At 65.3% G+C, this 24941-nt stretch carries 31 protein-coding genes, 3 tRNA genes and 3 pseudogenes; 21 read left to right on the forward strand and 16 right to left on the reverse strand.

Annotation, left to right across the window (positions count from 1 at the left end; translation table 11 throughout):
- Positions 1–2 precede the first annotated feature (2 nt).
- A complete protein-coding gene (locus BN4332_RS24895; protein WP_066902145.1) occupies positions 3–980 on the reverse strand; it encodes an NAD(P)H-quinone oxidoreductase in 978 nt (325 codons plus the stop codon).
- Between the two features lie 67 nt (positions 981–1047).
- On the opposite strand from BN4332_RS24895, the gene BN4332_RS24900 reads away from it, so the two are divergent.
- The 8 genes from BN4332_RS24900 (at position 1048) to BN4332_RS24935 (ending at position 6314) form a co-directional block, all read left to right on the forward strand.
- Positions 1048–1560, forward strand: coding sequence for a MarR family winged helix-turn-helix transcriptional regulator (locus BN4332_RS24900; protein WP_066902146.1), 513 nt, complete (start codon positions 1048–1050; stop codon positions 1558–1560).
- A 19-nt stretch (positions 1561–1579) separates the two neighbouring features.
- A tRNA-Ser gene (locus tag BN4332_RS24905) sits at positions 1580–1666 on the forward strand.
- A 133-nt stretch (positions 1667–1799) separates the two neighbouring features.
- Positions 1800–2084: a type VII secretion target gene (locus BN4332_RS24910; protein WP_235654305.1), complete on the forward strand. Its 285-nt coding sequence runs from the start codon at positions 1800–1802 to the stop codon at positions 2082–2084.
- Entirely contained in the window at positions 2081–4219 is a 2139-nt protein-coding gene (locus tag BN4332_RS33055; RefSeq protein WP_074133183.1) for a Tox-REase-5 domain-containing protein, read from the forward strand. The genes BN4332_RS24910 and BN4332_RS33055 overlap by 4 nt, the downstream gene beginning before the upstream one ends.
- Positions 4220–4242: 23 nt before the next feature.
- The gene (locus BN4332_RS24920; RefSeq protein WP_066902195.1) at positions 4243–4965 is read left to right on the forward strand and encodes a hypothetical protein; all 723 of its coding nucleotides are present in this window, start codon (positions 4243–4245) and stop codon (positions 4963–4965) included.
- Positions 4966–4983: 18 nt separating this feature from the next.
- Complete coding sequence (locus BN4332_RS24925; RefSeq protein WP_066902147.1) at positions 4984–5166, forward strand: hypothetical protein; 183 nt, start codon at positions 4984–4986, stop codon at positions 5164–5166.
- A 26-nt stretch (positions 5167–5192) separates the two neighbouring features.
- Positions 5193–5510: a hypothetical protein gene (locus tag BN4332_RS24930; RefSeq protein ID WP_066902148.1), complete on the forward strand. Its 318-nt coding sequence runs from the start codon at positions 5193–5195 to the stop codon at positions 5508–5510.
- A 66-nt stretch (positions 5511–5576) separates the two neighbouring features.
- Positions 5577–6314 (forward strand): DUF4253 domain-containing protein, encoded by a 738-nt coding sequence (locus BN4332_RS24935; RefSeq protein WP_066902149.1) that lies wholly within the window; start codon positions 5577–5579, stop codon positions 6312–6314.
- A 10-nt stretch (positions 6315–6324) separates the two neighbouring features.
- Here the strand turns inward: BN4332_RS24935 and BN4332_RS24940 are convergent, their stop codons facing one another.
- Complete coding sequence (locus BN4332_RS24940) at positions 6325–6750, reverse strand: helix-turn-helix domain-containing protein (RefSeq protein ID WP_066902150.1); 426 nt, start codon at positions 6748–6750, stop codon at positions 6325–6327.
- 82 nt (positions 6751–6832) lie between these two features.
- Positions 6833–7095: pseudogene (locus BN4332_RS35635) on the reverse strand (recombinase family protein); the annotation flags it as partial.
- 212 nt (positions 7096–7307) lie between these two features.
- Between BN4332_RS35635 and BN4332_RS24950 the strand changes: the two are divergent.
- The gene (locus BN4332_RS24950) at positions 7308–8111 is read left to right on the forward strand and encodes a chymotrypsin family serine protease (RefSeq protein WP_235654191.1); all 804 of its coding nucleotides are present in this window, start codon (positions 7308–7310) and stop codon (positions 8109–8111) included.
- A 264-nt stretch (positions 8112–8375) separates the two neighbouring features.
- Here the strand turns inward: BN4332_RS24950 and BN4332_RS24955 are convergent, their stop codons facing one another.
- The 3 genes from BN4332_RS24955 to BN4332_RS24965 all read right to left on the reverse strand — a co-directional run bounded on the left by BN4332_RS24955 (position 8376) and on the right by BN4332_RS24965 (position 10343).
- Positions 8376–9299, reverse strand: coding sequence for a hypothetical protein (locus tag BN4332_RS24955; RefSeq protein WP_066902152.1), 924 nt, complete (start codon positions 9297–9299; stop codon positions 8376–8378).
- A 4-nt stretch (positions 9300–9303) separates the two neighbouring features.
- Complete coding sequence (locus BN4332_RS24960) at positions 9304–9630, reverse strand: Imm51 family immunity protein (RefSeq protein ID WP_066902153.1); 327 nt, start codon at positions 9628–9630, stop codon at positions 9304–9306.
- Between the two features lie 248 nt (positions 9631–9878).
- Positions 9879–10343, reverse strand: a complete 465-nt coding sequence (locus BN4332_RS24965; protein ID WP_235654192.1) for a MarR family winged helix-turn-helix transcriptional regulator — start codon at positions 10341–10343, stop codon at positions 9879–9881.
- Positions 10344–11046: 703 nt separating this feature from the next.
- Between BN4332_RS24965 and BN4332_RS33360 the strand changes: the two genes are divergently transcribed.
- The 3 genes from BN4332_RS33360 (at position 11047) to BN4332_RS24970 (ending at position 12988) form a co-directional block, all read left to right on the forward strand.
- Complete coding sequence (locus BN4332_RS33360; protein ID WP_235654193.1) at positions 11047–11523, forward strand: hypothetical protein; 477 nt, start codon at positions 11047–11049, stop codon at positions 11521–11523.
- Between the two features lie 144 nt (positions 11524–11667).
- A complete protein-coding gene (locus BN4332_RS34945; RefSeq protein ID WP_264076917.1) occupies positions 11668–11799 on the forward strand; it encodes a hypothetical protein in 132 nt (43 codons plus the stop codon).
- A gap of 334 nt (positions 11800–12133) precedes the next feature.
- The gene (locus BN4332_RS24970) at positions 12134–12988 is read left to right on the forward strand and encodes a helix-turn-helix transcriptional regulator (RefSeq protein ID WP_235654194.1); all 855 of its coding nucleotides are present in this window, start codon (positions 12134–12136) and stop codon (positions 12986–12988) included.
- Between the two features lie 142 nt (positions 12989–13130).
- Here the strand turns inward: BN4332_RS24970 and BN4332_RS24975 are convergent, their stop codons facing one another.
- From BN4332_RS24975 to BN4332_RS24990, 4 genes are all read right to left on the reverse strand, one after another.
- A complete protein-coding gene (locus BN4332_RS24975) occupies positions 13131–13592 on the reverse strand; it encodes a hypothetical protein (RefSeq protein WP_066902155.1) in 462 nt (153 codons plus the stop codon).
- Positions 13593–13609: 17 nt separating this feature from the next.
- Positions 13610–14020 carry a GlcG/HbpS family heme-binding protein gene (locus tag BN4332_RS24980; protein ID WP_066902156.1) on the reverse strand — a complete coding sequence of 137 codons (411 nt, stop codon included), beginning with the start codon at positions 14018–14020 and terminating at the stop codon, positions 13610–13612.
- Complete coding sequence (locus BN4332_RS24985; RefSeq protein ID WP_066902157.1) at positions 14013–14789, reverse strand: SDR family oxidoreductase; 777 nt, start codon at positions 14787–14789, stop codon at positions 14013–14015. Before BN4332_RS24985 ends, BN4332_RS24980 begins: the two co-directional genes overlap by 8 nt.
- 126 nt (positions 14790–14915) lie before the next feature.
- Entirely contained in the window at positions 14916–15173 is a 258-nt protein-coding gene (locus BN4332_RS24990) for a hypothetical protein (protein ID WP_066902197.1), read from the reverse strand.
- Between the two features lie 174 nt (positions 15174–15347).
- Here BN4332_RS24990 and BN4332_RS24995 point away from each other — a divergent pair, with 174 nt between their 5' ends.
- Positions 15348–16361 carry an AraC family transcriptional regulator gene (locus tag BN4332_RS24995; RefSeq protein ID WP_066902158.1) on the forward strand — a complete coding sequence of 338 codons (1014 nt, stop codon included), beginning with the start codon at positions 15348–15350 and terminating at the stop codon, positions 16359–16361.
- 74 nt (positions 16362–16435) lie between these two features.
- On the opposite strand, the gene BN4332_RS25000 is transcribed toward BN4332_RS24995, so the two are convergent.
- The 3 genes from BN4332_RS25000 to BN4332_RS25010 all read right to left on the reverse strand — a co-directional run bounded on the left by BN4332_RS25000 (position 16436) and on the right by BN4332_RS25010 (position 18258).
- Entirely contained in the window at positions 16436–16711 is a 276-nt protein-coding gene (locus tag BN4332_RS25000; RefSeq protein ID WP_066902159.1) for a hypothetical protein, read from the reverse strand.
- Positions 16712–16887: 176 nt separating this feature from the next.
- On the reverse strand, positions 16888–17166 hold the full coding sequence (locus BN4332_RS25005; RefSeq protein ID WP_066902160.1) for a hypothetical protein: 279 nt from the start codon (positions 17164–17166) through the stop codon (positions 16888–16890).
- Between the two features lie 66 nt (positions 17167–17232).
- Positions 17233–18258: a bile salt hydrolase gene (locus BN4332_RS25010; protein ID WP_066902161.1), complete on the reverse strand. Its 1026-nt coding sequence runs from the start codon at positions 18256–18258 to the stop codon at positions 17233–17235.
- 227 nt (positions 18259–18485) lie between these two features.
- On the opposite strand from BN4332_RS25010, the gene BN4332_RS25015 reads away from it, so the two are divergent.
- On the forward strand, positions 18486–19403 hold the full coding sequence (locus BN4332_RS25015; RefSeq protein ID WP_066902162.1) for an acyl-ACP desaturase: 918 nt from the start codon (positions 18486–18488) through the stop codon (positions 19401–19403).
- A 121-nt stretch (positions 19404–19524) separates the two neighbouring features.
- Positions 19525–20250, forward strand: a complete 726-nt coding sequence (locus BN4332_RS25020) for a cutinase family protein (RefSeq protein WP_066902163.1) — start codon at positions 19525–19527, stop codon at positions 20248–20250.
- Between the two features lie 3 nt (positions 20251–20253).
- Here BN4332_RS25020 and pdxR read toward each other — a convergent pair whose 3' ends face one another.
- Positions 20254–21396: a MocR-like pyridoxine biosynthesis transcription factor PdxR gene (gene pdxR / locus BN4332_RS25025; RefSeq protein ID WP_235654195.1), complete on the reverse strand. Its 1143-nt coding sequence runs from the start codon at positions 21394–21396 to the stop codon at positions 20254–20256.
- Between pdxR and BN4332_RS25030 the strand changes: the two genes are divergently transcribed.
- A complete protein-coding gene (locus BN4332_RS25030; protein ID WP_338066788.1) occupies positions 21326–21832 on the forward strand; it encodes an NAD-dependent epimerase/dehydratase family protein in 507 nt (168 codons plus the stop codon). The two genes, pdxR and BN4332_RS25030, sit on opposite strands and share 71 nt — an antisense overlap.
- On the opposite strand, the gene BN4332_RS25035 is transcribed toward BN4332_RS25030, so the two are convergent.
- Positions 21819–22634, reverse strand: coding sequence for a crotonase/enoyl-CoA hydratase family protein (locus BN4332_RS25035; protein ID WP_066902164.1), 816 nt, complete (start codon positions 22632–22634; stop codon positions 21819–21821). The two genes, BN4332_RS25030 and BN4332_RS25035, sit on opposite strands and share 14 nt — an antisense overlap.
- Before the next feature lie 19 nt (positions 22635–22653).
- Between BN4332_RS25035 and BN4332_RS25040 the strand changes: the two are divergent.
- The 3 genes and pseudogenes from BN4332_RS25040 to BN4332_RS25050 all read left to right on the forward strand — a co-directional run.
- Positions 22654–22947 (forward strand): annotated as a pseudogene (locus tag BN4332_RS25040) (maleylpyruvate isomerase N-terminal domain-containing protein); the annotation flags it as partial.
- Between the two features lie 23 nt (positions 22948–22970).
- Positions 22971–23396: a hypothetical protein gene (locus tag BN4332_RS25045; RefSeq protein WP_066902165.1), complete on the forward strand. Its 426-nt coding sequence runs from the start codon at positions 22971–22973 to the stop codon at positions 23394–23396.
- Positions 23397–23795 (forward strand): NAD(P)H-binding protein, encoded by a 399-nt coding sequence (locus tag BN4332_RS25050; protein WP_235654306.1) that lies wholly within the window; start codon positions 23397–23399, stop codon positions 23793–23795. It abuts the gene before it with no gap.
- On the opposite strand, the pseudogene BN4332_RS25055 reads toward BN4332_RS25050, so the two are convergent.
- Positions 23743–24627, reverse strand: a pseudogene (locus BN4332_RS25055) (pyridoxal phosphate-dependent aminotransferase); the annotation flags it as partial. The gene BN4332_RS25050 and the pseudogene BN4332_RS25055 sit on opposite strands and share 53 nt — an antisense overlap.
- Before the next feature lie 88 nt (positions 24628–24715).
- Between BN4332_RS25055 and BN4332_RS25060 the strand changes: the two are divergent.
- Positions 24716–24807, forward strand: a tRNA-Ser gene (locus tag BN4332_RS25060).
- 37 nt (positions 24808–24844) lie between these two features.
- Positions 24845–24917 (forward strand) — tRNA-Arg (locus BN4332_RS25065).
- Positions 24918–24941: the final 24 nt, after the last annotated feature.

The following is a 24941-nucleotide window of genomic DNA, read 5'->3' on the forward strand; positions in this document are numbered from 1 at the left end:
GATCAGACCGTCAGCACGATCTTCCCCGCCACCTCCCCGGAGGCCAGCAGCTCGTGGGCGCGCTGGGCCTCGGCGATGGGCAGTTCGGCGCCGACGATCGGCCGCACCCGTCCGTCGGCGATCATCGGCCACACGTTTTCGGTCACCGCCGCGACGATCCGCGCTTTTCCGCCGGGGCCGTCGACCGGACGCGACCGCAGTGCCGTCCCGATCACGCCGGCCCGCTTGCCGATCAGCTTGGCGATGTTGAGCTCTCCCTTGATGCCGCCCTGCATGCCGATGATCACCACCCGGCCGCCGTCGGCGAGCGCGTCGACATTGCGGTCCAGGTAGGCCGCACCCATGATGTCCAGGATCACGTCGGCCCCCGCGCCACCGGTTTCCGCCCGCACCCGTTCGACGAAGTCCTCGTCGCGGTAGTTGATGGTGATGTCGGCGCCGAGGTCGCGGCACAGTGCGAGCTTGTCGGCGGATCCGGCGGTCACCGCCACTCGGGCACCGAGGGCGTGCGCCACCTGGATGGCGTGAGTGCCGATGCCGCTGGCGCCGCCGTGCAGCAGGACCAGTTGGCCGGCGGTCAGGCCGGCGGTGGTCACCAGGTTCGACCACACGGTGCACGCCACCTCGGGCAGTCCGGCGGCCTCCGAAAGGGCAACGCCATCGGGCAATGGCAACACCTGTGCGGCGGGCACCGCGACGTATTCGGCGTAACCGCCGCCTGCGAGCAATGCGCACACGGATTGCCCAACTGACCAGTCGGTAACGTCCGTGCCGAGCGCCGCGACCGTGCCGGAGACCTCCAAACCGATGACTTCACTGGCCCCCGGAGGAGGTGGATACTTGCCCGCCGCCTGTAGCAAGTCCGCCCGATTGACACCGGCGGCGTGGACCCGGATCAAAATCTCGTCGTTTGCTGCCGTGATATCAGCGACATTTTCCCAGGTCAGACGGCCGTCCGCGGAGGCGATAATTGCATGCATTTATTGAACGCTACAAGCACGCTATTTTTCGCGCGCAGCAATACTGACGTCCCTTACGATTGCGCCCATGGCGGGGATGATTGCGGGGCGCACGGCGGGAGACATGCCGGGCCTGGACATCGCCGAGCAGAGGTCATGGCAGAACTACCTCGACTCGGCGCTGCGAATGTATGCGACCTTGAATCGGTCGCTGGTGGACGCGCATCATCTGACGCTCAATGATGTGCGCCTGCTCGATATCTTGGACAAGTCGCCGACCGGTGCGGCGCGGATGGGCGACCTGGCGGAACGGCTGATGTCGCTGCCCAGTCGCGTGACCCGGCAGATCCGGCGGTTGGAAGTGCAGAACCTGGTGACCAGGTGTGCTAGTCCCGACGACGGACGCGGGGTGGTTGCGACCATCACCGAGGAGGGCCGGGCCGCCGTCCGCGAGGCAATGGTGACCTACGGGCAGGGGGTCCGCTCCCATTTCCTCGGCAGGCTGTCACGCCCGCAGATCGCGGCGATGGGCGAGAACTGTCGCCGGATCAGCGTCGCTCTGAAGAACGGAGCGCCGCCCGCTCACATCGGCCGGGTGTGAAACCCGTACTCTTGTCGGCGGTGGCGTGGCAGAGCGGCCTAATGCACTCGCCTTGAAAGCGAGAGACGGCTAACACCGTCCGGGGGTTCAAATCCCTCCGCCACCGCTGTTTGGTTTGGGTTCCGCCGTCGAGTCAGGCATCACCATCGGGCCCAATCTCGCGCACTGACGCGGGCAAATCTTGAGGACGCGGGCAAATCTTGAGGTAGCCTCACAACCAGGTGTACGTCACTTGGGGGATGGGCGTGGCAAACGAACTTCAGGTGAATGCTGCTGGTCTTCGGGCGGCGGGCGCCGACAGTGACCACGTCGCAGCGGGGCTGTCAGGTGGGACCCTTGACGCCGCGGCATCAGTACAGCCGAGCGGTGTCGGGGTCGCTGCCGTCAATGCCGCACTCGCGTCGGTGAAGAGCCGGCAGTCGACGCGGATGTCCGGCCAGGCCGAGGATCTCTCGGTGAGCAGCGCCCGCTACGACACCACCGACACAGACGGCGGCGACGCCATCACCACGGTGAGCGTGTGACGTCAGCGGCCGCGACCGCTTCTCTACCGACGCGCTCGGAGATCGAGGGGTGGAGCACTTCGCATCTCTCCGACGCCGCAACCAGTTGGCGGTCCGCGGCCACCGCGAGCGAAGGCGCCTTCGACGAGCACCGTCAGAATATCTCCTCCCCAGGCGGCACGACGTGGGAGGGCGACGCGAAAGACGCCGCACTCGACCGGGTAACCAAGGATGTCGCTGTGGTGGGCCGGCAGGGCGATGTGCTGCGCGAGGCCGCCGACCTCGCAGAGAACGGCGCCCAGGACATCAAGGCTGCCAAGGACAAAGCGGTGGAGGCGATCACGGCCGCCGAGAACGACGGGTTCAGCGTCGGCGAAGACCTCTCGGTGACCGACACCCGCGAGTACGACATCAACACGATCGCCGAGCGCAATAGAGCCCTCGCCGAGCACGCGGAGGACATCCGTTGGGCCGCCGAGCAACTCATGCAGGCCGACAAGCTCGTCGGTGACCGCCTGCAGGCGAAATCCGCTGATTTGGAAGGGATCCGGTTCGAGGACGAGGGCGACGGGCGTGACGCCGAGCCCACCGTGCAACTGGTCGACAACAAGGTGCAGGACAAGCCGGGCGAGGACCGCAAAGACGAGCCGGGTGACAAACCCGCGGAGCAGGCGACCGGGCAGATCGGCCCGTTTGCGGTGCCGAAATCCATTGAGGACGCGGCCAAGAAGTCCGGGCTGAAACCCGACGAGAAGCCGCCTGCCCCAGACGACGGCGGACTCGGAGACCTCCTGGGTGCCAACGATCATCCCGAGGACAAGCCGGCTGAGGGTAAGCCCGGTGACGAGAAGCACCCTGGCCTGCCTCCCGCGCTAAGCCAGCTGCCGCCCGCCCCGGACAAGGCGACGATCGATCGGCAGGCCGCGAAGGTGGAAGCCGCCCGGCAGACCCTGGCCGCCGCCGAAGCCAAGCAGAAGGCTGCCGCCGGGCAGGGGTACGTGCAGGGCGCCGGGTCCGGTCCGAGTCCGGAAGAGTTCAAGTCGTTGACCCAGGAAGTGTTCGACGCCCGGCGAGAGCTGACTGAGCAGACCAATGCTCTGCGGGAGCTCAGCGCTGCGTCGGCGGCGAACGGTGGCCCGACAGTCCCGGTTCCGGCGCTTCCGCCCGACGCTGACAAGCAAGCGTTCCCGCCCCCGCCCAGCATCTCCGACAGGCTCGCCGACGCCAACCACCAGCTCAGCGAGAACACCTTCGGCCTGATACCCGACGTGGCCAAGACCATCGACACGTTCAACAACTGGGGCACGGCTTCCACGGAAGACAAGGCCCAAGCCATCCTCGAATCGGCCGGTATGCTCCCGCTCCCGTTCGGCAAGCCCCTCGCCGAAGGGTTGGAACACGGCATCGACATCTTCTCCGGTGGGGCCCGCCACCTCGATGACCTACCGACACACCACGTCGACGCACCCTCCGGCGGCCATGCGCCTGTCGATGCACCCGCCGCGGGTCATGCTCCCGTAGACGCACCGCACCACTCGGCTCCCGACACTCCCGTGGATCACAACACGCCACCGCCCACGGTCGAGCATCATGCGCCCGATTCCGCACCGACACACCAGCCCCCAGAGCCCGATGTGTTCGACCCCAGCCAGGGCTCGCACTACACGTCTGGGGATGGCCACTACCCAGGGGGCTGGCCTCCCTCGACGCCACCGGAGACATGGCAACCGGGCAACACCAATCCGGGGTGGCACTACGTCGACCGCGGTCCGGACCGGAACTGGATGCCCTACCAGGAGCAGATATCCGGCGCCGAGAGACTCCCCGACGGGCGAATCCCCGAATACGTCCGGACTGACCCTCAGACCGGAAACCCCGTGCACTTCGACGGACACGATCTGCGAGGAACGCAGGAGGTGTTCCTCGACGCCAAGGACGGATACGCGAAGCTTGCGACAGAACCCGGCAAGCCGTGGACGCAGGGGATGGAGCGGACCATCGTCGACGAGATTCCGCGCCAACTTCGCGCAATGCCACCGGGAGCCACGTTGGAGGTCCACGTGTCGGATCCCCTGGGGGCAGCGGCGATTCGCAACGTTGTTGAGGCCAACGACTGGTTCGAGGTGTCGGTCATCTACACGCCGAAGGCTCCATGACCAACTACTACGATGGAGACACTATGAGCCTGGAGACCCGTGTCCGACCAGTCTGGGCACACGACGCGTTCGTGCGCTCGTTCTGGGTGGAGACCGGCGAGTCCCCCGAGTGGATCGCGACCCGGACAGACGCACTACTGGGCGCGCTCGGCCGTGCCTTCGGCATCGCGGCGTGGACCACTGACAGGGGTGATCGCTGGGAAGGCTCGGCCCAGGCCCTGGCAGAAGTCGTGCGCCGCTCAGTGGTCCGCGACAGACCCACCGCGGGTAACCCGGGCGGTGAGGCTTTGGCCGAGGAGGGTTACTCCTTCATCGTGTCGGGCGAAGGTTCGGGCGTGTACGTGGAGATGCACGTGGCCGCAGGCGCCCGCGTGCTCGCCGAACGGCTCCCGATGCACACACTCGCGATCAAGCTGCGTGAGAAGTCCCCAGGCAGTCTCACCGGCGAACTCGCCGACGTGGTGTGCGCGGCGGTCGCGTCGACGTGGCAGCCGGCGACACTGAAGTTGACCGACTCGGCGACTAACCGCACAGCCCGCCGCGGGAACTGGAAGATCGGGATCGGCTACCGCACCTGGATCAGCTCTGAGGTCGGGGCGGTCAGCCGGGTCGCGGACGGGCTCACGGCGACGGAACTGTATGGGGGAAAGTTGATCTCGGCGCCTGACGACTGGTCCGCCGAGCAGGTGGTCGCGGCGATGGTGGAGACGCTGAGCGCGAACGGTCTCGACGAAGTGCCGCACTGATCTGCTCCGGGGGATGAGATGGCCGCACTGGTAGGACAGTTGCTCTTCTTCGCGATGGCCGCGGCGCTGATCGGCGGTGGGGTCTGGGCGGTGTCGGTGATGCGCAAGCCGCGCCCGCCGCTTGAGGAAGCGGACGACGAAGACGACGAGTGGCGACCTCGCTTCTCGTCGGCGACGTCACGAGAACGAGACATCCACTAGCACAGGCGGATCAGGGGGGACGGGTGATGGTTGAGTACGTGCTCGCGCAGGGCGGTGGCGCGTCGTGGATCGGCCCCGCGGTCCGCGCAGTGTTGTTCACCGCCACGGGTGTGGCGCTGCTCGTAGTCGGTGTTCGCCGACGCGTTGCCCGCGCTCGCTGGAACCGCGAAGACGACCGTCGCCTGCTGCATCCGGACGGGACGGCGCGATCGGACGTACACCGCACATCAAACCCGCACTCCGGCGGGATCTGGCCCATCGCAGTCGGTGCGGTGATCCTGATCCTCGGACTGCTACACGTCCTGGACCTCGTTGCGACCCTCCACGTGTCCGGCGTGATCTGACAGTGAGGTCTGCGGAAGTACCTGCGGCTGAAGAGAATCGCCGCTTACAGCCATCAAGGAGATTCGATGTTCCGCGCCACCCCGGGGCCCCTGCCCTCCGCCGACGCCCGTGAGCTCGCACGGGTTGCGCTGCCTGCCGGCCGCATCGTGACGGCCACGGAGGGCAGCGGTGCCGCCGTTGCCTGGATCAGCGCTGAGGTGTTGCCCGAGGACGAACTGACCGAGCTGGTCCGCTCGCTCGCCGCCGTGTTCCCGCAGACCGGTCTATGGCCGCTGCAGGCGCTGGGGTGCGACAAGGGCCTGCAACAGCCGTGGGGCGACGGCGAGATGGATGGCCCGGCGGGCGAGATCCCCGATGTGATGTCGGTTCTGACGCGTGAGCAGTTCGAGGAACCCACCGTGTCAGCCGTCACCGCTCTGGCCCCCGCGCAGCCCGGACCGGACTTGCGGGCTGATCAGCTCGACGTCGAGGCGGGCGGCCTGTTGCTGGTGCCCGTCGCCCGTCCCGCGGATGTCCCTGCGGCACTGGGCTGGTGGGGTGGCACGAACTACGCCCTATCCGGCGCGGATTTCTCTGCGGTGCTGCGGTCATGGGAGGACCGCTTTGGAACCGTCCTGGTGAGCATCGGGTTCGACACGATGACGGTGCAGGTGGGTCGCCAGCCCGAGTCGGAGCAGCAGCTCGACGCGCTGCTGCGGGAGCACTACGCCTTCTGCCCGGACAACATCGACCAGGGCATGAAACCGGATGCCTTCCGCCTTGGCCTGGCGGAGTGGGGCTACTGGAACTTCTGGTGGGACTGAACTCCCACGTCTACGCCGCGCGGCGCACTACGTTCTCGGCGCGGATCAGCCAAGCGCCCGGAACCGGCGTATCCGCACCGGCCCGCACCGCCGCCTGCGTCCCACTGCTGATGCGCACGTTCAGAGCCTGGCGGGTGATGCCGAGCTCCGCCGCGGCTTCGGCTACGGACAAGAAGCCGTGCTCGCGCCGCCACTCGACTGCAGACTTACGGCCAGCAGGCACGGCGTTGATCGACTCCGGCCTCGTCACCCAGCGGTGTTCGTAGCGAACCGGGTGCACGCGGCCGTCGCCGATCATCCTGTTCACGGTGAAGCGGGCGACTCCAAGCAGTTCCATGGCGTCGGCGACGGTGAGGTAACCCGCGGCGTGCAGCTCTGCCTCTTCGCGGCGGAACCGGGCGCGGAGCGCTTCAGCTGCGGCGTCGGTCTTGGTCACGCGGCGTTCTCCTTTGCCTCGGCGAGGGCGCGGTAGTTGTAGACGCTCTGTCGGCTGATTCCATACTCCGCGGCGAGCTTGGTCGCGGACTCATCAAGGACCGTTCGAACTCCGCGACGGCACCCAGCAGCGACAGGAGCAACGTGTTCATCGGGCTGTCGTCGCCAGTGAACGCCATGCCTTCCTTCACGAATTCGACTCGCACGCCGCGGGCGGTGAGTTCGCGGACAGTGCGGCGGAGGTCTTCGAGGTTGCGGGCGAGACGGTCATTCTGTGTATGACGAAGGTGTCGCCGTCACGGAGGTACCGCAACGCTTCGGCGAGACCCGGCCGGTCCGTACTCCGTTAAGCAAAACGTACCGGTACAGCAACCCCGCCGCCCCGCGATCGAGTGCGATGCGGGGGTTGCTGCGTGTCGGAGTTTGTCCCGTGGGAGCCCCGGATATGGTTGCTGGCGGCCGAAAGGAGTCCGAGTGACTGAGCGGTACGAACCCATCCCGCCCGGGTACGCGGCGTCGACACCGGCCAAGCCGCGACGACGAATCCTCCGCCGCGTCGTGATCACCGGAGCGAGCGTCGCGGCGGTGATCGTCGTGGCCTGCGTCGCATTGGTGCTGTGGCCCAATCCCACTGTGCCCGCGGATCAACCGAATATGACGGCGGTGATGACCGGCACCAACAATGACTGGTTATCCTTCGACGACTTCGTTCCCGGGACCGCCATCGCTGCCGATGGTCCCAACAACGACGAGTACGAGTGCACGCTCGGCTTTCTCGGCCGGGATGTCTCCGGTTCTCCGATCGGGTTCACCGCGGGTCACTGCGACCGCCCAGGTGACGGTTCGCCACATTTCACCCGTAAGGCCGATGAAGATACCCCGGTGGAGCTGGGCCGGTTCACTACCGTCCAAACCGCTGACACGCCCGACAAAGTCGTCAAGACCGGATCGGATGGTTGGTCGGACTTCGCGGTGATCGCGATCGACCCTGCGCTGGCCGAGTCCGTGGAGGGCAATGCGGGGATCGCCGGGGTGTACCGGGTGACCAAGGTGTTCGACTACGAGTACCTGCTGAACAACAACGTGACGTTGTGCAAATTTGGGTTCGTCAGCGGCGAAACGTGCGGAAAGGTGCTCGAACAAAATCCCGTGAGTGTTGAAGCCGAACTGTATTCCGCCGAAGGGGATTCCGGATCGCCCGCATATGTCAAGCTCGGCAACGACGAGATTGCAGCGGTCGGCATACTGCGGGGGTCGCCGGAGGGGGAAGACAACCGCACCGAGTTCTCCCTGCTCGCCCCGATTTTGAACGCGACCGGCGCTGGCTTGTTCTGCAGCGATCCGACATGTAGCGGGAAGTGACGGCGGGGTCGTAACGAACCGCCTGCAATTCTCTGCGGCGAGGTGATCCGGTAGTGGAGTCCGCCCTATCGCGCAATGTTGTCTGGCTCGAATCGATCACGCGAGGGGGCAGCGCGATGACTGGCTTGTAGATGGGCTGCCTTCCTGGTAGCCGTTCGGAGGTTGCGGGCAGCTCGCAGAAGCGAGATCCGATGCCCGACAACGATGCTCACCGGCCCGAGACGAGCACGACGTCCAGGTCGCCGGGGCCGAGGGCAATCATCCCTAACTTTCGATCAGGCGCACGACGAGGGTGAGCCGACCAGATGGCGTCCAGGCGCCGACGGCGACGTTCCCCGAACCCAAATGTGTGAGCCTCTCGATGTCTCCCTCTTCGACGAAATCGATCGGCAGGACGATGCGTTCGGACGAGTCCAAGTTCTCGTCGGCGACGATCATTGCGTCCTCGGTCGCGTAAACGGCGATTTGCTCGTCGTTGATCCAGCAGCCGGCGAGGCCGAAACCGTATTCGGCGTCGACGTCACTCGCATCGAGTCGTGAGGTCTCCTCCAGATCCGGCCACGACAGCACCCGCACGGCCTGCGGGTCGCTGTACGGGGTTACGAGCAGCCTCGCGCCCGACGGACTGAAGCCCGCGATCACGGGATCATCTCCCGCGAGGATCTCGGTCAGACGAAGGCGCGATCCCTCGACATCGACGCGGAAGGCGAGAACGCCATCCTGACCCATGGCGATCTCAAGAATCGCTGTATCTGCGGCGGGATGAGGATGCAGGGAGGCGCGAGCATCACCGGCGTCGATCACCTGCTCATCGAGGATCGCCCCGGTAGCGGAATCGAGCATGAGCAGCCGATGCCTGTCACCGTCCGGGACAGCGACGACGAGTAGACCGCCTAGGAGCGCAGCCGCGTCGGCGGGTACTTCGGGCATCGTGATGACTTCCCGCTCGGCGATGACGAGCCCCCCGGCGCAGGAGAGTACGACCACATCGAGGCCTGATGCCGCGAGGGCGCAGACGTCATCCTCCAGCGGGAGCTCTCGCTGAGCGATCTCGGCGAGTCTGTCGTCGAGAAGACGCACTGCTCCGTCTCGCCATAGTGCGAAAGTCATGCGTCCGCCCATATCGCCAGCGGAGACGAGGCCCGACATCGGGTCCAAGATGTCGATCACGTCAGGGGAGATGAGCATTCGACTAGTCGTCGAACTCGAAGCCATCGGCCTCGGCGGAGCTGACCACATCGCGAACCTTCGCGGGGTCGTTCACCACGACGGCGAGTGCGGCACCGAGTTGCTCGAGCACGGCCCTGTTGGCTCCGTACGCGCAGAACATCCCACCTTCGCTGTCGAGCCCCACTTGCTTGACCAACTCCGGTGCCACGCGCTGGGCGACACCCTCCCAGAAGTAGCCGTTCGGCTCGTGGTCGAGCGCCATAACCGCTTCGTCGGATGGTGTCTCCCCTGCATTGAGCAGGAGAGAATAATTGCCGGTCGACGTCTCGACGATGCGGAGGGGTTCCATGGTTCGTGACGATATCCGTTGTCGGCTCGATCTTGCTCATATGGGGGATGCCACCCAAGCGGCTTCAAAGACCGGCCCCACGATGAGCGCACGCTCAAACGCGGCAGGTCGTGGAATGTTGGTTCCGATCACGGTGAAATCGACGGTGTATCAGGTTAATTCGCGGGTGTCCAGAGTTGCCGACAGTGATCGAGCAGCTTCTGGCCGAAAACACCCCTTAAATCCGCAGTCCCGATCGACGACGACTGCTAATGAGGGTAGGGATCCAATTCACGCATCCGCTTCAGATGAGCTCGTTGCAGTTCATCCGTACGGGTGACGAACTCGGCTATCAGGGCAATCTCCGCCGCGCTGTAATGGCGCACCAACATCTTGCCGCCCTCATCCAACAGCGGGGAGACGAGATCCGAAATACGGCGAGCAGCGAGATCCGTGGCCACCACGATTACCCGGCGGCGATCGGTGGGATCTAGCGATCGACTGACGTAGCCCAGATTCTCCAGGCGGTTGAGAACGATCGTGGTTCCGGCGGCGGTGAGACCGAGGCGGTCGGCCAGCAGTCCCGGCGTCATGGTCTTCTCGTCTGCAAGGAGAACGAGTTCCAGGGCACGTCGATCTGTCTGATTGACGCCGAGCACCCTCACCACTTCGCGCGCCAAGTCATCGACCGATCCGTGAAGAGAATCCAGCGATCTCTTCAGGACTACAGCCATCTGAGAGAGTTTGGTTGCCATCTGACGAAAGACCTCCCCCAAGGTTCGCCTTTGTAATGGGGCCTGACCATACCGATGGCAGAGGCGATCCCGCGGCGATTTTGACGCTTTAGCTAAAATTTGTGACGACCAACTTCGCCACCGCCTTGGTTGCGACACATACTCATTCGCCCTATTTGGGTTAGGTAGCAGCTGGCAGTCTCCGCCATAGACGGGATCCGACCCAAGGGCAGCCGACATCGGCGAGGCAACACCTGCGACGGCGGACCATGGCACATCGGACAGCGCGAACGTGCACCCGGGCCCTCATCGAGTACTACCCCGGAGTGCAGGCCCACGACGATTTTGGCGTGCAATATTTTTATGGCAATAACTTTGTATTAATAACTTTCTTTCGTTAATTCTCAAAAGTGAATAATGAATGCGACACCGCTATAGAAGCGTGTTGAAAATGTGCACGGAATTTCGTCGAAGGCGAGTTATCTTTTCTTGGTATTACCTCGGCGTGGCTACCTGGCCACGTCGTTTACCTTCACCTCTTGGAGAAATAATGCGAGCGAATACGTCCACGCTGATTCGTGCTGCCGCCATCACTCCGATGGCCCTTGCCGCCGCACTCTGTTTCGCCGGGACGGCAAATGCGGCCGTCTCTGTGAATTGGAGTTGTCAGGCTACGGTTTTGGGCCTCCCCCAAACGTCGAGTATGACAACCTCGGTGACGGGCACCGCGCCGGGTTCGGTAACCGCGGGTTCTCCCGTGGCTATTACCATTGCACCGGGTTCATCGACGGTTCCGACGACCCCAGTCACCGGTGTTACGGTCGTCAGTATCAGCAATATGAAGATGCTTATCCCGGTCCCGGCGAACTCGACATATGTCTCATCGAGCGCATCCGGCGGAACTCACCCGGGCACGACAGCCCTCGTGGGCAGTAATGTCGAGCTCACCGTTCCCGGTCCAATCCCCGGCGGTTCGACGTACACCCCGCCTGCGGTCACCATCAACGTGAAGGCTAGCGCCGCTGGCTCAATTACCAGCAAGTATGCCGGCACCAGCTACGCGAGCCCCGGCATGACTTTCACCACTACCTTGAAACCAGCCATTGGCTCCAACTTCAACGCCGCAACCGCGTGCTACCCGAATCCTTCTCCGACGCTCACCAACACGACTGTCACCTAACTTTGCAAGCTGGACAGGCCAGCCAGTTAGTGCTGATCGGTGTGGGGAGGCTTGCGGCCTCCCCACACCGCCCACATTAACTAGCCGCTATGTGATCGAATCAAATCCCTTCCGTCACCGCTGAACGACTTCGAGGAGCATTGAGTGGCCGCATTGGCAGGGCAACTGCTCTTTTACGCGATGGTAGCGGCGCTGATCGGTGGCGTCGTCTGGGCGCTCTCGGTGATGCGCGAGCCGCGCCCGCCCCTCGAGGACGATGACGACGAGGAGTGGTGACCCGCTTCTCCGCGGGCAACTGGCCCGCAGCGGAGCGCCGGGGTCGAGACAGGCACGAAGTAGCCGACGGTGTCCCGCGCCACCGATGTGCGACGCTGGTTTTTGAAAAGTCTGCCGGTGCATTTCCGAAAGCGCCGCGGAACGCAAAACGTCTATTGTCGCTACGCGTCATACGAATAGGCGTCGTGGACGCGCGATCCGGTTGCCGCTGAGTGCTCGCGGCAACCGGATTTTCATCGCATCGACGCGTTTCGCGAGGTTCGCTACAAGTTCGTCCCGCCCCGGACGTTAACATCGCCGGTGTGTTAGCTGACCTCGCCGCTGGCCTGTTGTCGTGACCGCCAGAAGCTATGAGGGCGGTGTTTCGCCGCGCAACGTCACTGTGCTGGGGATCGACGTCGAAGTGGTTGATCAGCAGTTCGCTGAGTCGGTGGATTGGTCGTTTTCCGGAGCCGGCCACAAGATGCTGGTTTGGCGTAGCGGCTACGCAGGGTCGAAAGAAGTCGAGTTCGGGAATGGGCGCGGCGGACGCATTGCCCCGAGAGTGAGCGATGTCTGGGTGGTTCCGGCCGAACAGCGGTCGGCTGCCTCGGCGACGAAAACGCAGTGCAGTTTCGTTCAACTCACGTTTCCCACTCGAGTCATCGGACGCAATACGCTGCGACCGGCAGTGGGCGAACAGGATCCCTTGGTCCGCAACATGGTTGAGCGGATTCTCAGCCTGGACGGCCGCGGTGACATGGCGGCGCGGCTGCTGCAAGAGACTCTCGCCGACGGGCTGCGTCTGCATGTGCTCGACCGCTATGGCGTGGCAGCTGCGCCGAATCCGTCGCGGACGGGGCGGGAGCTGAGTCGCGTTGAACAGCAGCGGCTCGTCGACTTCATCCGCGACGGCCTGAGCTCGGAGGTGGACCTTCCGACGCTGGCCGGACTGGTTGAGATGAAGCTCGACACGTTTCGTCACGCGTTCGGGAAGGCGTTTCACATGACGCCCTACCAGTTTGTGTTGGAACAACGCATTGCCGAAGCCAAGCTGCTTCTGGCGTCCGCACCGATGTCCATCACCGAAATCGGCGCTTTGGTCGGGTTTTCCACGCCGAGTCACTTCTCCACAACGTTCAAGCAGCGCGTGGGCGTCACTCCGACGGCCTACCGGCGAGCCATGTGGGCGGGTCGCGCCGAGGCGTGACATCTGACGTCGTTCTGACACTTGGATCGATGGGTGTGAGTTCCTTGGCCATTTCGACGCAGCCCCAGTCGTCGGGGGCGAGCAGGAGTGATACCCGCTTCCGGTGCCGCATCGGCAGTAGCGCCCTCGTTGTCCGGCAGGTTTATTCGCCCGTTGACACCTGTCCGAGCGAACTGACTTCGGTGACACTCACCCAGAAGCCCTCGTTGGTTTGGTTGTTGGTGAACCGGGTGCCGTCGTTGAATGCCTCTACTGCCCAGCCGTTGGCGATGTAGATCTGGTCGTAGTGGACGGTGTGAACCGGGTCGATATGTCCGAGGTCGGCAGCAAGGTAGGTGAAGCTGCCATTCTGGTTGAGCGTCACCGAATTGGCGACGTCGCCTGAGCTCGACATCGGCGGGTCGGTGAACTGCACCGTGCAGTTCACGTGATCTCCCTCGATGCCGCACAGCGTGCGCCCCGACTCTGTCCGGATGTAGGTGACTCCGTTGGGGCCTGTCGGCAGGATCTCGTCGGCCGCGGCAGTGCTCGCCGTCAGGAACGATCCTCCGACGATCGCGCTAGCCATCGAGGCGCGGATCAGCGCCCGCCCAACGACATTCATCTCCCACTCCTCACCCGCTAACGAGTCGCCCAATTGGCTGTTTTTTCAGCCAGCGCGGCGTCCTGTTCAGGTGTCCCGCCAGATACCCCGAGGCCGCCGATCAGATCCATCTCACCGTCGAACAGCGGGACTCCGCCACCCACCAGCAACAGGGCGGGCGCGTGGATGTGATCGAAATGCAGTGCCGGCTTCCCAATTTCCAGTGGGGCCGCCATCGCGGCAGTCGGAGCCTGGAACATCACCGAGGTGCGCGCCTTGGCGATGGCGAGCTCGTTGGAAGCGAGCCACGCACCGTCCATGCGAACAAAGGCAACTAGGTTCGCGCCCTTGTCGAGCACCGCGAAGACGGCCTTCAGCCCCTCGGTCTCGGCGGTCGCGATGCCTTCTGCAATCAGGCGGTTCGCGTGTTCGAGTGTGATCTCAGGCATTCTGGACCCACTCCGTCTCCTGCCACTGCTTGGCGGCGTCGATCGTGGCCAAGGGGCGCATGGTGCGGTATAGGTGCTCGTCCGCGGGGATGATCTCGACCATCGCGTCGATCATCTCCTGGGGATCGGCCTGGTCGGAGAGGCTGTCGCCGAAGTCGGGCATCGGCACGACCGCGGTGTCGCGGTCATACCACTGGACGTAACTCTCCGCGCCCGTGTCGTTGAAGCCGGTTCCGAAGACGCCCGGGTTGACCGTGGCGACCTGCACGCCGTGGGGCGCCAGCTCGGCCTTCATCGACCCAGCGATGGCTTCGATGGCGTGCTTGGTGGCGCAGTACGCGCCCACGAACGGAACCACCAGGATGCCGCCCATCGACGAGGTCCAGACCACCTTGCCGGACTTGCGAGCGACCATCTTCGGCGCGATGGCTTGTACCAGGGCGAGGTGTCCGAAGACGTTGATCTCGAAGGACTCTCGAACACGTTCCATTGGGATGTCGACGATTGCCCCGGCTTCCATCACACCAGCGTTGAGTACGAGGACGTCAGGGTCGTACTTCGCTGCGTGGGCGATGTCGATGTCGTCGAGCAGGTTCAGCTTGATCACCTCAAGTTCGACCCCTGTTGCTTTGGCGTCGGCGCGGAGGCTGCGCACCTGCGGCCAGGTCTCGGCGGCCGCTACGACGGTGTGCCCGGCGCGGGCCAGCTCGATCGCGGCTCCGTGACCAAAACCAGAGCTGGCGCCGGTGATGAGGATCTTCTTCGACATCGCTACCTCTCGAAAGTCGTTGCATTGGGCAATGTTCGGGAAATGGCCGGAGTTTCGATGTCCGGACGCAGACGTGAGATATCGCCGAGCGCAGCAGCCCCGGAACCCCCGACCGGGGCTGCTGCGCTACCCGACGCGTTCGGTCGGGCTGTCCGTGTTGTGCAGGTACCACAGGCCGTCGTCGTGCTGGATGCAGTACCAGTACTTGAGGAAGGCGTCGTCGTCGCTGTTCTGGAGGTGCTGGTCGGGACCGTCCTTGATGCAGGATGCCTCGGTGGGCCAGCTCCACGGGATTCCGTTGGCGTCTCGCACAACAACGTCATCGGCATGCGCAACACCGGTCGAGGTGGCGAGCGCGGAACCGAACAGGACAACCCCAACGATGCGCGCAGCGTGTTTGTTCACGAAATCCTCTTATCGGTGACGGACACAGTCCAGCGGTACATGTCGGGTCGAACGGTAGGCGTGCTTGCGGGGACCCGTCACTAACAGAACGCGTCACTTCGATAGCGAATCACGCCACATCTGAAACCGGTGAGACCTCGTACACTCGCCGGGATGGAAACCAGCTCAGGCATGTTCGTGTTGACCCCGGCGGTCCGGTCACTGTTGACCGACCTGGACGTCTCGGTCGATGCCGTCCTGAAGCGCGCGCAACTCCCGGCCGACTTCTTCTCCCGCGGCACAGGAGAACTCAGCAGCACGCAGTACTTTGCCTTCTGGAGTGCTCTCGAAGAGGAGAGCGACCGAGACGCGCTACCTGTCGCCGTCGCCGGCGCATTGAGCGCCGAGAGTTTCGACCCGCCGATCTTCGCCGCCCTGTGCAGTCCCAACCTCATCACCGCCGCGCGACGCATCGCACAGTTCAAACCCTTGATCGGTCCCATCGCAATCGCCGTCGACCGCACTGATGCGGGCACGGCGGTGAACTACACGTGGCGGACCGCGACACCTCCGCCGACGGTATTCGTCACCGTCGAGTTGCTGTTCTGGGTAGCACTGGCGCGGCTGGGTACCCGTCAGCCCGTGCAACCGCTACGGGTCCAGGCCACTGATCCCCCACCCCCGAGCGCGACGATCCGCGGCTACCTCGGAGTGGACATCGAGGCCGGACCAACCGATGCGGTCTTGTTCGGCAATGCCGACGCCGACCTACCGTTCGTCACCGAAAACGCCCAGATGTGGTCCTACTTCTCGCCGCAACTGCACGCTCGGTTGTCCGAACTACCCCGATCCTCGTCCATGGCCGAACGCGTACGCACAGTGCTCCTCGAAACGCTGCCGGCCGGTCAAGCTGACATCGAGAGCGTTTCCCGCAGGCTCGCGGTGAGTTCGCGCACGCTGCAACGCGAACTCCAGGCGGAAGGTGTCAGCTTCCAAGCCGTACTCGGTCACACCCGGGAAAACCTCGCCCGCCACTACCTGACCACCGGGGACACCAGCATTGCGCAGATCGCCTTGCTGGTCGGTTACCAGGATGCCAGCTCCTTCTACCGTGCCTACCGCGGCTGGACCGGCACCACGCCCGAGCGAACCCGCCTCGGCGCCGACGCCGCCGCACCAGAAGGCTGATGGTCTGATTCCATCGCAGACCTGAGATACCGCCGAGCGCAGCAGCCCCGGAACCCCCGACCGGGGCTGCTGCGCTACCCGACGCGTTCGGTCGGGCTGTCCGTGTTGTGCAGGTACCACAGGCCGTCGTCGTGCTGGATGCAGTACCAGTACTTGAGGAAGGCGTCGTCGTCGCTGTTCTGGAGGTGCTGGTCGGGACCGTCCTTGATGCAGGATGCCTCGGTGGGCCAGCTCCACGGGATTCCGTTGGCGTCTCGCACAACAACGTCATCGGCATGCGCAACACCGGTCGAGGTGGCGAGCGCGGCGCCCAACGCCAACACGCCGGCGGCGGCGAACTTCTTCAGCACGGGATCTCCTCAATGCTCGAGAACGGTCGGGGCCGGTGGCCCGGAGCAAACCATGGAGAAACCTACTGAGCGAACGGGAGATTCGCTTTCAGAAAAGTCACAGCCTTTCGGGAAAGTCGCGGTCACCGATCGCCGACGGCTACCGGTGTGGCTAACTCGGGCGTCGATCCCGGCTGCTAGAGCGCGTCTCCCGGGACGTTCGTGCCCACCTGGGCGCCGCCCTCGGCGATCCCGCCACCACCGCGGTACTCGTCGAGGTACTCGGCATGCCAGCGCGGCCAGTCCAGATAAGCCAGGCCGGCATCTCTGCGGTACCGCCGATACTGCCCGCGCGCGGTTCGCAGTGATCGCCGCGATTCCCGCGCCGCGCGTCGTGCCGCCCGGTTGGCGGACAACTCCTGAGCGGAAGTCAGCTCGACGGGCGGGTCGCGGAAGATCTGCCGGTTGCTGAACATGGAGCAAAGTCTATGTCCGAGCAGCTGGCGCCGCTCGTGGAGATGTTCAACCCAGTTGCCTGCTCGTTACGTGCCCTTCTGCGCCGTGGCTTCCAGCGTCTCCATCAGCTTGAGGGACAGGAATGTCATCGGTCCCTTGTCCGCGAACTTGTCGGCCACATTGCCGGCGATGCCGCCCTGCACCGCGAGCTCCCCGATCAGGTCGAGCTTGAGCTGCGGGCTGCCCTCGGAGAAGTCGAGATCGGCCAGATCCACCCACACGATGTTGGGGCGAGTGGTCGACTCGTAGACGTACCGCTTGTTGGTCAGATCCAGCACCACCTGCCAAATGGTCTGCGAGGCGTCTGGTTTGCCCGGATCGGGGATCCGAAAGGGCTGCGCGGCGTTACGGATCACCGAGAACATGCTCGCGATGGCCTCCACCTGGCTTGCCGGCTTGGGTAGGCGGCCGACGTAATAGGAGGCGCGGGCAAAGCGGTCGCTGGCGAGGGTCGAACCCGGGATCGGCTGGTCGCCACCGAGACCGGTGAACGCTTTCACCAGTTCCAGCTGCTGATCGAAGGTCGGTGAGTTGGTCATCACCCGGTAGTCCTTCGAGTGATAGACGCGCGCCTTGCCGTCGACGTACTCGATGATCGCCGAGTCGCCCGTGGCGTCGTCGAGGGCCAGGTGCAGGCCGGGCCGCACGCCGCCGGTGGGATCGTCCATCTGCACCACTTGCACGTCGGTCTCGGCGATCCAGGCGGTGGCCTCGGCGACGGTGGCGAAGTTGTCCAGGAAGTACTGCAGCCAGATGGCCTGGCCCAGTTGGGTGCGCGAGTCGTCGGGCTCGCCATAGGTGGATTCGGCCAACCACAGGATGTGCCCCGCCAGTCCGGCCTCGTTGATGCCGTCCACGGACGTGATGTCGAAGGCCGTCGCGACGACGCTGCCGTACTTCGAGGTCCAGGTCAGCTTGCCTGAGACCGCGTCGTCCCGGGTGACGCCACGGGGCTGCTTCCACAGGTTTGTCATCAGGTCACGGTGGAAATCCATGTTCCTGCCGACCAGGACCGCGTCGCCGGCGTCCGGCCACATGACTCGCGTACACATGCCGACGAGCCTAGTGTCGGGTTTTGCTACGGGGATGCGGTCGTCGAATCAGAAAGTGCGACAGCTGGTTTCGTGGATAGTAGGACCACGCGCGGGCGCGGGTCACACGTGGGGCGACGGGACGATTACTTCCGTTTCACTCAAACGTAACCTACGCTACCGTAACCTACGGTACCGTAGGTTTCAGACGTCGCGCTGATGCGCCAAGCACGTTTGGGAGGACTGGGATGGACGTTCAAACCGGATTGCTCCACGAGTTGGAACCGGTTGTCGCAAGTAACCTCGACCGGCATCTGTCGATGGCGCGGGAATGGTTTCCGCACGACTACGTTCCGTGGAGCCGGGGCCGCGACTTCGCCTTCTTGGACGGGGAAGACTGGCAGCCCGAGGATTCGCCGCTGGACCATGTCGCCAAGGTGGCCATGACGGTCAACCTGCTGACCGAGGACAATCTGCCGTCGTATCACCGTGAGATCGCCACGCGGTTCTCGCGCGACGGCGCCTGGGGCACCTGGGTCGGGCAGTGGACGGCCGAGGAGGGCCGCCACAGCATCGCCCTGCGGGACTACCTGGTGGTCACCCGCGGAGTGGATCCTGTTGCGCTGGAACGCCTTCGCATGGCGCACACGGTTGCCGGGTACGACTCGGGGGACAAGACGCCGCTGGCCGCGATGGCGTATGTGTCATTCCAGGAGCTGGCCACCCGGGTATCGCACCGCAACACCGGGCGGGCTTCCGGCTGCCCGATCGCCGATCAGCTGCTCGCCCGGATCGCTGCCGACGAGAACCTGCACATGGTGTTCTACCGCAACCTCATGGCGGCGGCGCTGGACATCGCACCCGACGCCGCGATGCAGGCCATCCGCGATGAGGTGGTGAACTTCGCGATGCCGGGTCTCGGCATGGCCGACTTCGCGCAGAACGCGATCACCATCGCCAAGGCCGGGATCTATGACCTGCGGGTCCATCACGACGACGTGGTGCAACCGGTGTTGCGCTTCTGGCGCATCTTCGACCGGACCGATTTCGGGCCGGAGGGCGAGAAGGCCCGCGAGGAGCTCGCCCAGTTCCTCGAAGCGGTCGACGAGCGCGCCCGGTTCTACGACGAGAAGCGCGAACGCCAGCGCGTCGGAGCCGCGTCGTAGCAACTTCAACGCACCCACCCCGCCCGTCGGAGTGTTGTAGATCACACACCCGGAAGGATTCGCGCCGACTTGATCTTGGGTATCGAGGAGTAGTTGGTACGGACAAGTTGTGGGGTCGGAAATGAACCGGATCGGTCGTTGGTTGAGTGCGGTGGCAGCGGGAGTGTTCGTAACCGGCGGGTGCATCGCCGTCGCGGGACAGGCTTCTGCGGATGCCTGTTCGGACGTACAGGTGGTATTCGCCAGGGGCACCTTCGAACCGCCGGGCATCGGCGGCGTCGGGGACGCGTTCGTGGATGCGCTGCGGGCCAGGACCGGCGGAAAGTCGGTCGATGTCTACCCGGTGAACTACCCGGCGTCGCTTGACTTTGCGACCGCAGCCGACGGAGTCGCAGACGCCAGCAACAAGGTCAGGGCCACGGTTGCGGCCTGCCCGGACACCAAGATCGTGCTGGGCGGCTTCTCGCAGGGCGCGGCGGTGGCGGCGTACATCACCGCGGATGCGGTGCCGCAGGGGTTCGTGTTGCCGCCGAGCATCACCGGCCCGCTGCCCGCGGATGTGGCTGACCATGTCGCCGCGGTGGCGTTGTTCGGCAAGCCCTCGAGCGGTTTCCTGCAGATGATCTACACCGGGGCGCCGCCGATCACGGTGGGCTCGCGGTACGTGGGCAAGACGGACGACCTGTGCATCCCGGAGGATCCGGTCTGCTCGCCGACCGGTAGCGACAACAATGCGCACAATCTGTATGCCGTCAACGGGTTGACGGATCAGGCTGCGGACTACGTGGCCGGCAAACTGGGCGTCAAGCCGGCGGATGACAACGTCAACCAGGCCGCCGGGTGGTGAGGTTCAGGCCGCCCCCAAACCGCGGGCGGCCTGACCGAGCATCTCGACGCCGCGGGCGATCTGCGATTCGGTGAGGTTGGCGTAGCCGAGGATCAGCCCCGGCGGCGCGGTGTCCGGCTCGGCGTAGCAGGGGCCCAACGGCTCCAGCCGGATCCGCAGCTCGGTTGCACGGCGGGTCAGCTCCTCGATGGGAAAGCCGGCCGGGAACCGCACGGTCAGGTGCACCCCGGCGGCCGCCCCGAGGACCTCGGCCCGAGGCAGGTGGCGTGACAGCGCGGCCAGCAGGGCATTGCGCCGGCTCAGGTAGCGCCGACGCATCTGCCTGAGGTGGCGGTCGTAGGCGCCCGAGGTCAGGAACTGACTGAAGGCGATCTGATCCATCACCGAACTGCCGGTGTCGGCAAGGCTTTTCGCGGTTCGTACCCGAGCGATCAGATGCGCGGGCAGCACCATCCAGCCGATGCGCAATCCGGGTGCCAGGGTCTTGCTGGTGGAGCCGATGTATACGACCCGGTCGGGCGCGACACCCTGGAGCGCGCCGATCGGGGCCCGGTCGTAGCGGTACTCCGCGTCGTAGTCGTCCTCGATGATCAACCGACCCGGTTGCGCCCATTCCAGGAGTTCGGTTCGGCGGGGCGCCGAGAGCACCACCCCGGTCGGCGATTGATGAGCCGGTGTCGTCACCACCGTGGTGGCATCGCACGCGGTCAGGGCGTCGACGTCGATGCCGTCCTCATCGACCGGAACGTGTAGCGGATCGATGCCATTGTGCCGCAGCACCATTCGGTGCAACCAGAAGCCGGGATCCTCCATCGCCAACGGGCCGTCCAGGCACTGGGCGAGCAGGGCGACGGCCTGCGTCGCCCCCGAGCACAACACGATGCGGCGCGGATCGGCGACCACGCCACGCGTGCGTCGGAGGTAATCGGCGACGGCGTGGCGGGCGGCCCGCAGCCCATGCGCAGCGACGTAGCCGAACTCGCTGGACTCGATCTCGGCCAGGCCTTGCCGCATCGCCCGTAACCAGGCCTGCCGAGGGAAACTGGCGAGATCCGGTGAACCAGGAGCGAAGTCGATGTCGAACCGCGGCCGGCCCGGATCGGCCAGGGCCCGGTCGGGAACGCTGACGGTGTCGACGGCGGCCACGCGNTCCGTGCTGAGTTCAGGTGAGCACAGCGGCACCGAGGGAATCGTATTGCGCTACGGCGTTTTCTACGGACCAGGGGTGACCCACGACGACCTGTTCCGGCGCCTGGCCAAGTGGTGGGCGCTACCCGCGCTGACCGGCCCCGGGGTCCTGTCCTGGGTTCACATCGACGACGTCGCCCGGGCCACCGCCGACGCGCTCGACAAGGGCCGGGGTGGCCAGATCTACAACATCGTCGACGACCGTCCACAGTCGTTCGGTGATTACGCCAGAGAGCTGAGCCGAAAGCTGCACCGGCCGCGACCGATGCCGATCTCGCATCGCTTGGTCGGACTGGTCGCCTCGTACCCGGCGACCGCGTTCGGGCAGGCCTGGCTTCCGCTGTCGAACGCCAAGGCCAAGGCCGAGCTCGGCTTTACGCCTATTCCCCGGTGAACTGAGGCGGCCGCTTCTGGAACATCGCGGTGACCGCCTCGGCCAGATCCTTGGACGGCAGGAACGCCGAGTTCCATGCGGCCACGTAGCGCAGGCTCTCGGCCACCCTGGCCGTGCGCTGCTGGTCGAGTACGTCCTTGACCCCGGCCACGGTCAGCGGCGGGTTGGCGGCGATCTCAGCGGCTGTGGCGTGCGCGGCCGCCAACGAGGCGTCGGCGTCGGCGTACACGTCGTTGACCAAGCCGATGCGCGCGGCATGCGATGCATCCACATCTCGCCCGGTCAGCACCAGCTCACGCAGATGGCCGTCCGACAGGATCAGCGGCAGCCGGGCCAGGCTGCCCACGTCGGCGACGATCGCCAGTTTGGTCTCGCGCACGGAGAACTTGGCGTCGGTGCTGGCGTAGCGGATGTCCACGGCGCTGATCAGGTCCACCCCACCGCCGATGCACCAGCCGTGGATGGAGGCGATGGTCGGCGTGCGGCAATCGGCGACGGCGGTGATGGCGCCCTGCATCTTCATCAGCCGCTTGTGGAAGGCCGCGCGGGCACCGGCACCGGCGTCCAGCCCGGGCATCTCGGCTCCCATGGCAGGCAGGTCCAGTCCGTAGCTGAAGTTCTTGCCCGAGCCGGTCAGCACGATCGCGCGCACCTCGGGGTCGGCGTCCAGAGTGCCGAAGACGTCGGGCATCTCGGCCCAGAACGCCGGACCCATCGCGTTGCCCTTGCCGGGACCGAGCAGCGTCACCTGGGCGACGTGGTCCTTGATCTCGACGGAAGCGGACTCGTACGTGTCGGTCATGCAGGGGACACTACCGAGTATGGATGAACTCGATAGTGCCGAGGCCACCCTCGACGTGCTACAACGCGTGCTCCACGGCATCACCCCGGACGACCTCTCGCGGCAGACGCCGTGTCGCGAATTCGACGTGGCGGGGCTGACCGATCACCTGCTCACGTCCATCACGCTGATCGGCTCGGCGGCCGGTGCGCAGCTTCCCGACCGCGACCAGCAGGCCTCGGTGGAGGATCAGGTGATCAGTGCGGCGCGGCCGGCCGTGGCGGCTTGGCGACGGCGCGGGGTCACCGGCACGGTGCCGTTCGGGNTCGGAGACCACTGCGGCGTTACCGTGATGGCATGGCCAAAGTTGCTGCCCCGGCGACGCGCACCGGCCGTCGCTATCCCGAGGTGGTCCTGGCGGTCTTCGGCGTCTACTCGGTGACCCTCGGTCTGTTCATGCTGCTGGCGCCGGGCACGTTCTTCGGCACGCTCGGAGCATTCGGCGTGCGCAACGATCACTACATCCTCGACAACGCCTCGTTCGAGCTGCCCCTCGGATTGATGATGCTGGCCGCCCTCAAGTGGCCGGGCTGGCGGGTGCCGGCGCTGGCCTTCGCCACCGCGCACTGGGCCCTGCATTCGTTGAGTCATCTGATCGACACCAACCACGCCGCGGGCAACTGGGTCGGCTGGCTGGAGGCCGCAGGCCTGGTGCTGACGACGGCCCTATTGGCAATCGCGTTGCGCAGCAGCATGTCCGACGAGAAGGCAGGAGAACCATAGATGCGTGTGCTGGTGGCCGGGGCGACCAGTGTCCCGGGAATCCCCCTGCTGCGTGAGCTCACCGCGCGCGGCCACGAGGTGATCGGGGTGACCCGGTCGGCGGGCAAGACCGGGCAGATCTCGGCGGCCGGCGCGAAGCCGGTGGTGGCCGATGTGCTCGATGCCGGCCAGATCGATTCCGTGGTGGCCGAATTCGCGCCCGAGACGGTGGTGAGCCTGCTGACCACGCTGCCGAAGTGGGGACCGAAGCGGCCCAAGGACTTCGGTCCCGCCACAGAGTTGTGGAGCCGGGGCGCGCCGAACCTGGTGGCCGCGGCCCAGCGCGCCGGGGTGCGGCGGGTGGNAAGTTGGACTGCGAGGGCGGCAGCTCGTAACCGGCGTCGCGCAGCGCGGCGCTGACGCGGACGCGTTCTGCCACGACGGCGTCGGTGCGGGCCAGGAGTTCGTCTGCGGCCTCCAGGCTGGCGATGGCCGCGGCCTGGGACACGCTCGTCGCGCTGAACGGCACGTAGACCTTGCCCAGCGCGGTGATGATCTCGGGATCGGCGACGGCGTAGCCGACGCGCAGGCCGGCCAGTCCGTAGGCCTTCGAGAAGGTGCGCAGAACAACCACATTCCGGTGGGACCGGACCAGGCCGAGGCTATCGGGGTTCAGTCCGTCGCGGATGTACTCCACGTAGGCCTCGTCGAGGACGATCAGGATTTCCGGGGGCACCGCCGCGACGAACCGGGCCAGCGCCTCGGGTTCGACCACGGTGGAAGTCGGGTTGTTCGGGTTGCAGACGAAGATCAGCCGGGTGCGGTCGGTGATGGCCGCGAGCATGGCGTCGAGATCGTGAGTCTCGTCACGTAGCGGCACCGGCACGCCGGTCGCGCCCGCAGTGCGGATCTGCAGCGGATAGATCTCGAAACTGCGCCATCCGTAGACCACTTCGTCGCCGACGCTGGATGTGATTTGTATCAACTGCTGGCACAGGCTCACCGAACCGCAGCCGACGGCGATGTGCTCGGGCGCGAAGTCGACGTGCTTGGCCAGGTGTTCGCGCAGGTCAAGGTACCCGTTGTCGGGGTAGCGGTTGATGTTCTCGGTGGCTTTGAGGATCGCTTCGCGCACGCTGGGGAGCGGCGGATGCACGGTTTCGTTGCTGGCGATCTTGATTGCGCCCGGGACTGTTTTGCCTGGTGTGTACGCCGGAAGATCGGCCATTTCGGGGCGCAGACGGATACTCACTTGGCCAGAATAGGGGAGGCTGTGTACTGTGTGCCCTCGGCGGTTTCGGGCGACAGGACGGAGTCCGGTACCCTCACAGAAGTTCAAAGGAGGCGTGCCAGAGCGGCCGAATGGGACTCACTGCTAATGAGTTGTCCCCCTTACCGGGGACCGGAGGTTCAAATCCTCTCGCCTCCGCCACGGTTGACTTGTCAACCGCACAACTGAATAGCGCTAGGCGCCCGTAGCTCAACGGATAGAGCATCTGACTACGGATCAGAAGGTTAGGGGTTCGAATCCCTTCGGGCGCACGCACAGAAATCGAGGCGCGGTCT

It is taken from the genome of Mycolicibacterium houstonense (assembly GCF_900078665.2).
In the GTDB taxonomy this organism is placed as follows: domain Bacteria; phylum Actinomycetota; class Actinomycetes; order Mycobacteriales; family Mycobacteriaceae; genus Mycobacterium; species Mycobacterium houstonense.

Excerpts from the sequence above, each read along its gene's own strand:
- BN4332_RS24895 (WP_066902145.1), bottom strand. The coding sequence starts at position 980 with ATGCATGCAATTATCGCCTCCGCGGACGGCCGTCTGACCTGGGAAAAT.
- BN4332_RS24900 (WP_066902146.1), top strand. The coding sequence starts at position 1,048 with ATGGCGGGGATGATTGCGGGGCGCACGGCGGGAGACATGCCGGGCCTG.
- BN4332_RS24910 (WP_235654305.1), top strand. The coding sequence starts at position 1,800 with ATGGGCGTGGCAAACGAACTTCAGGTGAATGCTGCTGGTCTTCGGGCG.
- BN4332_RS24920 (WP_066902195.1), top strand. The coding sequence starts at position 4,243 with ATGAGCCTGGAGACCCGTGTCCGACCAGTCTGGGCACACGACGCGTTC.
- BN4332_RS24925 (WP_066902147.1), top strand. The coding sequence starts at position 4,984 with ATGGCCGCACTGGTAGGACAGTTGCTCTTCTTCGCGATGGCCGCGGCG.
- BN4332_RS24930 (WP_066902148.1), top strand. The coding sequence starts at position 5,193 with ATGGTTGAGTACGTGCTCGCGCAGGGCGGTGGCGCGTCGTGGATCGGC.
- BN4332_RS24935 (WP_066902149.1), top strand. The coding sequence starts at position 5,577 with ATGTTCCGCGCCACCCCGGGGCCCCTGCCCTCCGCCGACGCCCGTGAG.
- BN4332_RS24955 (WP_066902152.1), bottom strand. The coding sequence starts at position 9,299 with ATGCTCATCTCCCCTGACGTGATCGACATCTTGGACCCGATGTCGGGC.
- BN4332_RS24960 (WP_066902153.1), bottom strand. The coding sequence starts at position 9,630 with ATGGAACCCCTCCGCATCGTCGAGACGTCGACCGGCAATTATTCTCTC.
- BN4332_RS24965 (WP_235654192.1), bottom strand. The coding sequence starts at position 10,343 with ATGGCTGTAGTCCTGAAGAGATCGCTGGATTCTCTTCACGGATCGGTC.
- BN4332_RS33360 (WP_235654193.1), top strand. The coding sequence starts at position 11,047 with ATGACAACCTCGGTGACGGGCACCGCGCCGGGTTCGGTAACCGCGGGT.
- BN4332_RS24975 (WP_066902155.1), bottom strand. The coding sequence starts at position 13,592 with ATGAATGTCGTTGGGCGGGCGCTGATCCGCGCCTCGATGGCTAGCGCG.
- BN4332_RS24980 (WP_066902156.1), bottom strand. The coding sequence starts at position 14,020 with ATGCCTGAGATCACACTCGAACACGCGAACCGCCTGATTGCAGAAGGC.
- BN4332_RS24985 (WP_066902157.1), bottom strand. The coding sequence starts at position 14,789 with ATGTCGAAGAAGATCCTCATCACCGGCGCCAGCTCTGGTTTTGGTCAC.
- BN4332_RS24995 (WP_066902158.1), top strand. The coding sequence starts at position 15,348 with ATGGAAACCAGCTCAGGCATGTTCGTGTTGACCCCGGCGGTCCGGTCA.
- BN4332_RS25005 (WP_066902160.1), bottom strand. The coding sequence starts at position 17,166 with ATGTTCAGCAACCGGCAGATCTTCCGCGACCCGCCCGTCGAGCTGACT.
- BN4332_RS25010 (WP_066902161.1), bottom strand. The coding sequence starts at position 18,258 with ATGTGTACGCGAGTCATGTGGCCGGACGCCGGCGACGCGGTCCTGGTC.
- BN4332_RS25015 (WP_066902162.1), top strand. The coding sequence starts at position 18,486 with ATGGACGTTCAAACCGGATTGCTCCACGAGTTGGAACCGGTTGTCGCA.
- BN4332_RS25020 (WP_066902163.1), top strand. The coding sequence starts at position 19,525 with ATGAACCGGATCGGTCGTTGGTTGAGTGCGGTGGCAGCGGGAGTGTTC.
- BN4332_RS25035 (WP_066902164.1), bottom strand. The coding sequence starts at position 22,634 with ATGACCGACACGTACGAGTCCGCTTCCGTCGAGATCAAGGACCACGTC.
- BN4332_RS25045 (WP_066902165.1), top strand. The coding sequence starts at position 22,971 with ATGGCCAAAGTTGCTGCCCCGGCGACGCGCACCGGCCGTCGCTATCCC.